The sequence below is a fragment of the Enterobacter sp. DVT3837 genome, from assembly GCF_056238685.1.
The window spans coordinates 90,684-102,140 of sequence record NZ_JBWDLA010000005.1; the positions used below are offsets into that span (position 1 = coordinate 90,684).

Below are 11,457 nucleotides of genomic sequence, written 5' to 3' on the forward strand. Positions count from 1 at the left end.
CCGCCCTTTTCTCTGGATCACTCAGTCCGAATAGCATCTGTTCTCCTCATTCTCTGTTGATATAAGAAAAACGCTGAGCGGTGGCGCAAATCCTTTGTGCTGCCGGGAAGGGTTGCCGGCAGGGCTGGTGAATAAAGAAATTAATATGTCAGTATTTGCATTAGTAGTGAGTATCGAAAGTGATTATCCGAATGCTTTATTTGCTGTTCCATTTTCAGTTCTGTTAATACTGCTGTGGATATTTTTTCGTAAGTGACATCTTATTTGCCAGGCCAGTAAGTAGCCGTTCCTGAATGTAGCCTTATCATAACCGTCTAAACCCCATTTATACCGGACCCATACATCATGAGTTTTAATGCAAAGGATATGACCCAGGGCGGTCAGATCGCGAGCATGCGCATCCGTATGTTCAGTCAGATCGCCAATATCATCGTGTACTGTCTCGTCATTCTCTTCGGCATAATTGTCGCGATTACGCTGTCGGTTAAACTGACCTGGCAGACGTTCGTGAACGGCATGGTTTATTACTGGTGTCAGACGCTGGCCCCCATGCGCGATATTTTCAAATCCCAGCCTGTCTATACCATCCGTTATTACGGCCATGAGCTGAAGTACAACGCGCAGCAAATACTGCAGGACAAATATATCCAGTGGTGCGCCGACCAGGTCTGGACGGCCTTTATTCTTGCCGCCATCATCGCGGCCGTGGTGTGCGTTATTACCTTCTTTGTCACCACCTGGATTCTGGGCCATCAGGGTAAGCATCAGAGTGAGGACGAGATAACGGGAGGGCGCCAGCTGACTGATGACCCGAGAGCGGTGGCGAAAATGCTCAGGCGCGACGGTCTCGCATCCGACATCAAAATCGGTGAGCTGCCGCTTATTAAGGACTCGGAGATCCAGAACTTCTGTCTGCACGGTACCGTCGGGGCCGGTAAATCAGAAGTTATCCGCCGTCTGATGAACTACGCCCGCCAGCGTGGCGATATGGTCATCGTGTATGACCGCTCCTGTGAGTTCGTCAAAAGCTACTATGATCCGGCCACAGATAAAATCCTTAACCCGCTGGATGCGCGCTGCGCTGCATGGGACCTGTGGCGGGAGTGCCTGACGCAGCCTGACTTCGACAACGTTTCCAACACGCTTATTCCTATGGGCACGAAGGAAGACCCCTTCTGGCAGGGGTCGGGACGTACCATCTTTGCCGAAGCCGCTTATCTGATGCGCAACGACAAGGACCGCAGCTACAGCAAGCTGGTCGACACGCTGCTTTCCATCAAGATTGAGAAGCTGCGCTCGTACCTGAAAAACTCCCCGGCGGCGAACCTGGTGGAAGAGAAAATCGAGAAAACGGCCATCTCCATCCGCGCCGTGCTGACCAACTACGTCAAGGCCATCCGCTACCTGCAGGGCATCGAAAATAACGGCGAGTCATTCACCATACGCGACTGGATGCGCGGCGTTCGTGAGGATGGTAAAAACGGCTGGCTCTTTATCTCCTCCAATGCTGACACCCACGCTTCCCTCAAGCCGGTTATCTCCATGTGGTTGTCCATCGCCATTCGCGGGCTGCTGGCGATGGGTGAAAACCGTAACCGCCGCGTGTGGATCTTCGCCGACGAGCTGCCGACCCTGCACAAGCTGCCGGACCTGGTTGAGATCCTGCCGGAGGCGCGTAAGTTTGGCGGCTGCTACGTCATTGGCATTCAGTCCTACGCCCAGCTGGAAGATATTTACGGGCAGAAGCCGGCGGAAACGCTGTTCGACGTGCTGAACACCCGTGCCTTCTTCCGCTCTCCGTCGCGCAATATCGCCGAGTTCGCCGCTGGCGAAATCGGTGAAAAAGAAATCCTCAAGGCGTCCGAGCAGTATTCCTACGGTGTGGACCCGGTACGCGACGGTACCTCGGTCGGCAAGGACATGGAGCGCGTCACCCTGGTGAGTTACTCCGACGTCCAGACGTTGCCGGATCTCTCCTGCTACGTCACGCTTCCCGGACCTTATCCTGCCGTGAAAATGGCGCTGAAGTATCAGCAGCGTCCAAAGGTGGCACCGGAATTCATTCCGCGCACCATCGACGGGAAAGCGGAGGAACGCCTGAATGCCGCGCTGGCTGCACGTGAACATGAATCCCGCAGCATCGCCATGCTCTTTGAACCGGATGCCGATGTTGTCGCGCCAGAGGGCGGTGCGGAGAATGCTGGTCAGCCACAGCAGCCACAGCAGCCACAGCAGCCACAGCAACTGACGCCCGCGCCCCGCGCTGCAGACGCGGCATCCGTAGCAGGTGCGGCAGGCGCCGGCGGTGTGGAGCCTGAGCTGAAGACAAAGGCGGAAGAGGCAGAGCAGCTGCCGCCCGGCATCGATGAAAGCGGTGAAGTAGTGGATATGGCGGCATGGGAGGCGTGGCAGGCGGAGCAGGACGAACTGTCTCCTCAGGAGAGGCAGCGTCGTGAAGAAGTGAACATCAACGTTCACCGGGCGCCTGAAAAAGATCTTGAGCCGGGAGGATACATCTGATGATGAGCATCGGATCGGTAAAATCCGCCGGCAGTGCGGGCAATTATTACACCGACAAGGACAACTACTACGTTATCGGCAGTATGGGCGAGCGCTGGGCCGGAAAAGGGGCTGAAGCGCTGGGGCTCAGCGGCGGGGTGGACCAGAAGGTCTTTACGAAGGTTCTGGAGGGACGCCTGCCGGACGGCAGCGACCTCAGCCGGACTCAGGACGGGGCGAACAAACACCGTCCGGGCTACGACTTCACCTTCTCTGCGCCCAAAAGTGTCTCCGTGATGGCCATGCTGGGAGGCGACAAGCGTCTTATTGAGGCACACAACCGCGCGGTGGAGACCGCCATTAAGCAGATAGAGGCAATGGCCTCCACGCGGGTTATGACGGAGGGCAGGAGCGAGACGCAGCTGACCGGCAACCTGGTGATGGCGCTGTTTAACCACGATACCAGCCGCGACCAGGAGCCGCAGCTGCACACCCACGCGGTGGTGGCCAATGCCACTCAGCATGGCGATGAGTGGCGAACGCTCAGCAGCGACAAAGTGGGTAAAACCGGGTTTATTGAGAATATCTACGCCAACCAGATTGCCTTTGGCCGCCTGTATCGTGCCGCGCTGAAGGATGACGTCGCGGCGATGGGCTATGAGACTGAGACGGTTGGCAAACACGGCATGTGGGAGCTGAAGGGCGTACCGACGGAGCCGTATTCCAGCCGCAGCAGGACCATCAGCGAGGCGGTCGGGGATGACGCGTCCCTGAAGTCCCGCGACGTGGCGGCGCTCGATACCCGCCAGTCGAAGCAGAAGGTTGACCCCGAACAGCGCATGGCCGAGTGGATGCAGACCCTGAAAGAGACGGGGTTTGACATTAAAGCCTACCGTGAGGCGGCAGACCTGCGGGTTGTGCAGGGGAATATTCCCGCAACGACGCCTGAAGCCATTGATATTAACAGCAGCGTCGGGCAGGCCATCGCGATGCTGAGCGACCGGCGGGCGCGGTTCACGTATTCCGAACTGCTGGCCACCACCCTCGGGCAGCTGCCCGCGCGGTCGGGCATGGTGGAGATGGCGCGTGACGGCATCGATGCGGCGATAAAAAATGAGCAGCTCATCCCGCTGGATAAAGAGAAGGGGCTGTTTACCTCGAACATCCACGTGCTGGACGAGCTGTCGGTGTCGGCGATGACCCGCGATTTACAGCGGACGGGGCAGGCTGATATTTTTCCGGATAAAAGCGTGCCCCGCAGCCGGTCATACAGCGATGCCGTGAGCGTTCTGGCCCAGGACCGTCCGCCCGTGGCGATCATTTCGGGTCAGGGCGGGGCGGCCGGTCAGCGTGAGCGCGTGGCGGAACTGACGATGATGGCGCGCGAGCAGGGGCGTGACGTGCAGATTATCGCCGCCGACAGGCGTTCGCGCAGCGCCCTTATGCAGGATGAGCGCCTCAGCGGCGAGCATATCACCGACAGGCGGGGGCTGACGGAGGGCATGGCCTTTACGCCCGGCAGCACGCTGATTGTGGACCAGGGGGAGAAGCTGACCCTGAAAGAAACGCTCACGCTGCTCGACGGTGCGCTGCGCCATAACGTCCAGCTGCTGATAGCCGACAGCGGCCAGCGCACCGGGACCGGCAGCGCCCTCACCGTCATGAAGGAAGCGGGAGTGAGCACGCTCGCGTGGCAGGGCGGTGAGAAGACGCGGGTCTCGGTTATCAGCGAGCCTGACCGGCGGCAGCGGTATGACCGCCTGGCCGCTGACTTTGCCCGAAGCGTCCGCGCAGGTGAACACAGCGTGGCGCAGGTCACCGGTCCGCGCGAGCAGGCGGTGCTCGCAGGCGTAGTCCGCGAGGCGCTTAAGGCGGAAAAGGTGCTGGGCGAGCGGGAGGTCAGTATCACCACGCTGGAGCCGGTCTGGCTCGACAGCCGCCATCAGCAGGTGCGCGACCACTACCGGGAGGGGATGGTCATGGAGCGCTGGAATGCCGAAGCACGCAGCCGGGAACGCTTTGTCATTGACCGCGTGACGGGCCGCAACAACAGCCTGACGCTGCGCAACGCCCAGGGTGAGACGCGGGTGACCCGCCTGTCTGAACTCAACAGCAGCTGGTCGCTGTACCGCACCGGCACGCTGCAGGTGGCCGAAGGCGACCGTCTGGCGGTGCTGGGTCAGGCGCAGGGGACGCGGCTCAAGGGAGGCGATACGGTGACCGTTAAGGCGCTCGGGGAGGCGGGGCTCGTCGTCAGCCTGCCGGGGCGTAAGGCGGACGTGGTCCTGCCCGCCGGCGACAGCCCGTTTACCGCCGCGAAGGTGGGTCAGGGCTGGGTGGAGTCGCCGGGCCGATCGGTGAGCGACAGCGCCACGGTCTTTGCCTCGCTGTCGCAGCGCGAGCTGGATAACACCACGCTGAACAAACTGGCGCTCAGCGGCAGGGCGGTGCAGCTCTATTCCGCGCAGACGGCGCAGAAAACGACGGAGAAGCTGTCGCGTCAGTCTGCCTGGAGCGTCGTGTCTGAACAGATTAAGGATGCGGCGGGGCATGACAGGCTCGATGATGCCCTGGCGCACCAGAAGGCCGGGCTGCACACGCCGGAGCAGCAGGCTATCCATCTGGCCATTCCGGTGCTGGAGGGGAACGGCCTGGCGTTCACGAAGCCGCAGCTGATGGCCGCCGCGAAAGAATTTGAGCAGGACAGCCTCAGCCTGCAGGCTATCGAAAAGGAGGCGGACCGGCAGGTGCGCAGCGGCGCCCTGCTGTCGGTGCCGGTATCGCCGGGAAACGGCCTGCTGCTGCTGGTCTCACGCCAGTCGTACAACGCTGAAAAAAGCATTATCCGTCACGTCCTTGAGGGAAAGGAGGCCGTCACCCCGCTGATGGATAAGGTTCCGGACGCGCAGCTGGCGGGCCTGACCGACGGGCAGCGGAACGCCACGCGCATGATACTTGAATCCCCCGACCGCTTTACCCTGGTGCAGGGCTACGCGGGCGTGGGTAAGACCACTCAGTTCCGGGCGGTCATGTCGGCCATCGGCACGCTGCCGGAACGGGAGCAGCCGCGGGTTATCGGCGTGGCCCCCACCCACCGGGCGGTGAGCGAGATGCGCGATGCGGGCGTGCCCGAAACGCAGACGCTGGCGGCCTTTATTCACGACACGCAGCAGCAGCTGCGCGGCGGCGAACGACCGGACTTCAGCAACGTCCTGTTTCTCGTGGATGAAAGCTCGATGGTCGGTAACGCCGACATGGCGAAGGCGTACAGCCTGATTGCCGGGGGCGGGGGGCGCGCGGTCTCCAGCGGGGATACCGACCAGCTGCAGTCCATTGCCCCGGGCCAGCCCTTCCGCCTGCTGCAGAAGCGCAGCGCCATTGACGTGGCGGTGATGCAGGAGATTGTCCGCCAGACGCCGGAACTAAAACCTGCCGTCTACAGCCTGATTAGCCGCGATATAGGCAGCGCCCTGACGACCATTGAGAGCGTGGCGCCGGCACAGGTGCCGCGCAGGGCGGATGCCTGGCAGCCGGACAGCTCCGTCATGGAGTTCAGCCGCGAACGGGAGGAGGCCATTGCGAAAGCCGTGGCGGCCGGCGACCTGATGCCCGGCGGGCAGCCCGCGACGCTGCTGGAGGCCATCGTGAAGGACTACACGGGGCGCACGTCAGAGGCGCAGGCGCAGACCATCGTTATCACCGCCCTGAACGCCGACCGCCGCCAGGTGAACGCCATGATTCATGACGCCCGCCAGGGTGCCGGCGAGGTGGGCGAAAAAGAGGTCACGCTGCCGGTTCTCACGCCTGCCAATATCCGCGACGGGGAGCTGCGGCGCATGGCAACGTGGGAGGCATCCCGCGACAGCCTGGTTCTGCTGGACAGCACCTATTACAGCATTGAGGCGCTGGACGGGGAGGCGCACCTGGTGATGCTGAAGGATGCGCAGGGCAACACCCGCAGCCTGTCGCCCGCGCAGGCGGCGACAGAGGGCGTCACGCTCTACCGTCAGGACACCATTACCGTGTCGGAAGGCGACCGGATGCGCTTTTCGAAAAGCGACAACGAGCGGGGCTTCGTGGCCAACAGCGTCTGGTCGGTCAGTGAGATAAAAGGTGACAGTGTCACGCTGTCGGACGGGAAACAGACCCGTACGCTCACGCCGTCAGCCGAGCAGGCAGAGCAGCACATCGACCTGGCCTATGCCGTCACCGTTGAAGGCTCACAGGGAGCGAGCGAACCCTTCTCCATCTCCCTGCAGGGCACGGACGGCGGACGTAAGCGGATGGTGAGCTTCGAGTCTGCCTACGTGGCGCTGAGCCGCATGAAGCAGCACGCGCAGGTCTATACCGACAACCGGGACAAGTGGGTGGCCGCGATGGAAAAATCGCAGGCGAAAAGTACGGCGCATGACATTCTGGAGCCGCGCGGCGACCGCGCCGTCGCGAATGCCGTCCGCCTGACGGCGACGGCAAAAGCGCTGGGTGAGGTGCCTGCCGGTCGCGCCGCGCTGCGCCAGGCCGGGCTGCAGCCTGAGGGCTCAATGGCGAAATTTATCTCGCCGGGGCGTAAATATCCGCAGCCGCACGTGGCGCTCCCGGCCTTCGACCGCAACGGCAGGCAGGCGGGCGTCTGGCTGAGCGCCCTGACGTCCGGAGACGGGCAGCTTAAGGGGCTCGCTGGTGAAGGCCGGGTGATGGGCAGCGGGGACGCGGCGTTTGCGGGTCTGCAGGCCAGCCGTAACGGCGAGTCGCTGCTGGCGCGGGATATGGAAGAGGGCGTGCGGCTCGCGAGGGAGAATCCGCAGAGCGGCGTGGTGGTGCGGCTCGAAGGCGAGGTGCGACCGTGGAACCCCGGCGCCATTACCGGCGGTCGGGTCTGGGCCGACGGCCTGCCCGATGGCACCGGTACGCAGCCCGCAGAAACGGTGCCGCCGGAGGTGCTGGCACAGCAGGCCCGGGAGGCTGAGGTGCAGCGGGAGCTGGATAAGCGTGCTGAAGAGGCGGTCCGCGAGATGGCCCGCAGTGGCGACAGGCCGGCCGGAGGATCTGACGTCGCCGTCCGGGATGTGGTACGGGATATGGATCGGACAAAAGAAACGCCGGCATCTCCCCTCACGCTGCCGGATACGCCGGAAGAACGCCGCCGGGATGAGGCGGTGTCTCAGGTGGTGCGTGAGAACGTGCAGCGGGATCGCCTGCAGCAGATGGAGCGCGAAACGGTGCGAGACCTTGAGCGTGAAAAGACCCTGGGAGGCGACTGATATGCGCGCTGAAAACCATCCGCTCTTCCCCCTTGTGGTGGTGGCCGACTGCTGGCTGCAGCGTCTGCTTGTGTGGACGCCGGGCCAGACCGACCTTATCAAAACCGTGGCGCTCCTCCTGATGGTGGCCGACCACATCAGCATGCTGTGCGGACTGGATAATGACTGGCTGCGTCTTGCCGGTCGGGGAGCGTTTCCGCTCTTTGGCCTGGTCTGGGCCATGAACCTCGCCCGCCATCCGCAGATTCAGCAGCGCGCCCTGAACCGGCTCTGGATATGGGCCGGGGTGGCGCAGGGCGGCTGGATACTGGCCGGGCTGCGCCCGGACCTGGGCAATATTCTGTTTGCCTTTGCGGTCAGCGGACAGGCGCTGGCGCTGATGCAGCGGTACGGGCCGTGCGCGTGGCCGCTCTCCCTGATGCTGGTTCTGGCCTGGCTGCCGTTTTCAGAGGGAAGCTACGGGCTGGCGGGGGTAGTCATGCTGATGCTGGCCTGCGGTGTTTGTATGACGGGCCGGCGCACCACGCGTACGGGACTGGCTCTGTGTCTGGCGCTGGCGATACTCGCGCTGAATGCTGCGGACAGCCCCACCTTTGCCATCGCGGGTCTGGTAATACCCGGAATAACCCTGACGGTGCTGAGCCGGACCTGCTGCCGCGTGCCGCGCTTCTGGCCGCGCGAATTTTTCCCGCTGTTCTACGCGGTGCACCTGGCCGTCATCGGACTGATGGTGATGTGATATCTGCCGTGTCAGAATAAGGTCAGTCAGGGGAATACACGTGAAACAGATTTATCCGGAGGCAGGATGACAGAGCAGGGGCGCCCCACGCTGACGCTGCGTCGCAAAGCGGAGCCAGAAGGTCAGCGTGCCGTAAACAACAGTGAACCGGACGGTGCGGCACCGGGTCGGATCACGCGTAAAAAGACCGTGGTGGTGAACACGACGCCTGCCTGGAAGGTCAGGAAGCAGGCGGTGGATGAGAGCGCGAAAAAGGCGCAGGCGGACGAGAAGGCCGCCAGAAAAGCAGAGAAAGCCCGGCTGTGGGAAGAACGTCAGGCGCAGGAGCGGGAGGCCATGCGGGCGGCCAGGCGCAAACCTGCCCCGGAACCGGTGTACCGGAAGGTCATGCCGCTTGCGGACGCGCTCGCGCTCCTGGAGCAATGTTGGCCGGCCCTGGTGACGGACGGCCAGCCGCAGCTCCTGGCGGTCAACATCCGGGAGGCGATGGTGAATGACATTCGCCGGCGCGGGCTGGAGGTTTCCGTGAAGACGCTGAAACGCTGCCTTGCCGCCGTCACCCGCTCGGATGCGTATCTGGGCGCCATGACGGTGGGCGCGTGGCGTAAAAACCTTGCCGGTGAACCGGTCGCAGCGGTGAGTCCAGAGGAGGCGGCGTATGCTGTGGAGCGCAGGGCTCAGGAGCACGCTAAACGACAACGCAGGGCGATCAGAAGCGTCGCCACCCGTGCACGAAACGAACTGATAACAACCGAGAAGAGAAAAACACAGGATGAACATGAATAAAACCCTTTCAGTCATGCTTGCCGCAGGCCTTCTGGTCTCCGGCGTGGCGGGGTCAGCAGAGAAACCTGCCGCTGCCTTTACCCCGGAGCAGGAAGCCCGCATTGGTGAAATCGCGAAAGACTACCTGCTGGCCCATCCGGAAGTGCTGGTTGAGGTCAGCCAGAAGCTGCAGGCCCAACAGCAGGAGAAGCAGCAGCAGGCGATGACGGCCGCCGTGGTTCAGAATCAGGCAGCGCTGCTGAACGATAAAGGCACGCCGTCATATGGGCCGGCCGACGCAAAAGTCACTGTCGTCGAGTTTTTCGATTACCAGTGCATCTACTGTGCCCGCCTGGCGCCGGAGCTGGAGAAGGTAATAAAAGCAAACCCGAACGTGCGCTTTGTGTTCAAGGAATTCCCGATATTTGGCCAGCGCTGGCCGGCGTCGCTCAGTGCGGCGAAAACCGGGCTTCAGATCTGGAAGCAGAAGGGGGCCGATGCTTACCTTCACTATCACAACGCGATTTACGCTACCGCCCACAACGAGGGTAAGCTGACCGATGCTGATATCAGCGCGGCCGCAAAAGCCGTGAAGTTCGATGCGAAAACAGCCCCAGATGTTCAGGGGACCCTGGATGGCATAAACACACTTGCGCAGCAGCTGGGCTTCAGCGGTACCCCGGCCCTGGTGGTTCTCCCGTCAGCCGGCGCCAGTGCTGATAACGTGACGGTTATTCCGGGATACACCAGCGCGGAGGCCCTGCAGCAGGCCATCAGTCATGCTGCCGGTGATACCAAAAAATAATCAGGCGTCCGCCAACTGATACCGCTAAAAGAGACTGACGCCTTCGCCGTGCTCAGTTGTCCAACCCCGGAGAAGGGTAAAAGCAAGTTTTCCCCGTCTCCGGCGTTTCTGGTTAACACATCCGAACAGTATTTCTGAGGTTATTTAATGCGTAAGTTCACCTTTCGCCAGCTGGCCGTGTCCGGTCTGGTATGTCTTTCGCTGAGCTGTATTCAGCCCGCAGCAGCGGCATCCTCCGTTCAGGTCGGCTTTTCACCTGAAGGCAGCGCGTTGCAGCTGGTCCTTAAGACGATTGAGTCAGCACAGCAGGAAATTCGGCTGATGGGCTACTCATTTACGTCTCCGGAGGTGGTTAGTGCGCTTGTCAGGGCAAAACGTCGTGGTGTGGATGTGAAGATAGTGCTTGATGAAAAGGGCAACCGGAGCAAAGCCAGCCAGGCGGCGATGAACGTCGTGGTGAACGCGGGAATTCCGCTGCGCACCAACGGTCGCTACGCCATCATGCATGACAAAGTCATTATTGTTGATAATCATACAGTTGAGGCTGGTAGCTTTAACTACACTCGCTCTGCTGCATCGCGGAATAGCGAGAATGTGCTGGTTATTAATGAGGTGCCGGAAGTGGCACAAACCTACCTTCAGCACTGGCAGTCGCGCTGGGACGGAGGAACTGAGTGGCATTCTTCATACTAAGTCGCATCGTCATTTGATCCGCAATCTACATCCATCCAGGTGAGTCATGCGCCAACATGGCTCACACTTACGCGTAAAGTTAAGTCGCTGATTTCAGATATCTGTAGTATCCTCTGCGAAACGATCCTTGCTTGATCCTTGAGGAGGCAAATATGTCGCAGGTCGGAAATGCAGTAACTTCCTCATCGAAACGCGCTTACAGAAAGGGTAATCCCCTTAGTGAAGCTGAGCGACAGAAAATTGCTTCGGCTAAAAAAAGGGCTACGCATAAAGAACTGAAAGTATTTATTAAGCCCGAAATCAAAGAGTATCTTTCTAACCTTTGTGAAGAAGATGGTGTTACTCAAGCTGAAGTGTTAGAAAAGTTGATTGAAAGGGAAGCTTTTAGTCGAAAAGCATCGTGATGGACTCACTTTCTTGATACTTAAGATTTTGAGTGCTAGATTACTGATCGTTTGAAGAATTTTGGCTGGCCACGCCGTAAGGTGGCAGGGAACTGGTTCTGATGAGGTGTCTACCCGGGACCAGAAAAGACAAAACCCCGATAATCTTCACAAGGTTTGGCGACTCAGAGAAGACTAACGGGGCTTACCTAAACTGTATAGAAGCTGTTGCTCTATGCAGGGAGTATAGTTTTATGCTCAGAAAAGTTCAATACCTGTTTCTGTGCCATTTGCTCCTTCCGTGCAACATAA

At 60.6% G+C, this 11,457-nt stretch carries 8 protein-coding genes; all 8 read left to right on the forward strand.

Annotated elements, in window-relative coordinates; genetic code table 11:
* The first annotated feature begins 345 nt into the window (after positions 1 to 345).
* Positions 346 to 2,520, forward strand: coding sequence for a type IV conjugative transfer system coupling protein TraD (traD, locus tag AC0XWG_RS25745; RefSeq protein WP_475681176.1), 2,175 nt, complete (start codon positions 346 to 348; stop codon positions 2,518 to 2,520).
* On the forward strand, positions 2,520 to 7,760 hold the full coding sequence (gene traI / locus AC0XWG_RS25750) for a conjugative transfer relaxase/helicase TraI (protein WP_060446838.1): 5,241 nt from the start codon (positions 2,520 to 2,522) through the stop codon (positions 7,758 to 7,760). The genes traD and traI overlap by 1 nt, the downstream gene beginning before the upstream one ends.
* Position 7,761: 1 nt before the next feature.
* The gene (gene traX, locus AC0XWG_RS25755) at positions 7,762 to 8,499 is read left to right on the forward strand and encodes a type-F conjugative transfer system pilin acetylase TraX (RefSeq protein ID WP_166479516.1); all 738 of its coding nucleotides are present in this window, start codon (positions 7,762 to 7,764) and stop codon (positions 8,497 to 8,499) included.
* 66 nt (positions 8,500 to 8,565) lie between these two features.
* Positions 8,566 to 9,285 carry a fertility inhibition protein FinO gene (locus AC0XWG_RS25760; protein ID WP_475681177.1) on the forward strand — a complete coding sequence of 240 codons (720 nt, stop codon included), beginning with the start codon at positions 8,566 to 8,568 and terminating at the stop codon, positions 9,283 to 9,285.
* Complete coding sequence (locus AC0XWG_RS25765; RefSeq protein WP_072271148.1) at positions 9,278 to 10,069, forward strand: DsbA family protein; 792 nt, start codon at positions 9,278 to 9,280, stop codon at positions 10,067 to 10,069. The genes AC0XWG_RS25760 and AC0XWG_RS25765 overlap by 8 nt, the downstream gene beginning before the upstream one ends.
* A gap of 147 nt (positions 10,070 to 10,216) precedes the next feature.
* On the forward strand, positions 10,217 to 10,762 hold the full coding sequence (locus AC0XWG_RS25770; RefSeq protein ID WP_060446842.1) for a phospholipase D family nuclease: 546 nt from the start codon (positions 10,217 to 10,219) through the stop codon (positions 10,760 to 10,762).
* Positions 10,763 to 10,914: 152 nt separating this feature from the next.
* On the forward strand, positions 10,915 to 11,166 hold the full coding sequence (locus tag AC0XWG_RS25775) for a replication regulatory protein RepA (RefSeq protein ID WP_032635028.1): 252 nt from the start codon (positions 10,915 to 10,917) through the stop codon (positions 11,164 to 11,166).
* A gap of 233 nt (positions 11,167 to 11,399) precedes the next feature.
* A partial coding sequence (gene tap / locus AC0XWG_RS25780; RefSeq protein ID WP_354626027.1) for a RepA leader peptide Tap occupies positions 11,400 to 11,457 on the forward strand: 58 nt, incomplete at its 3' end.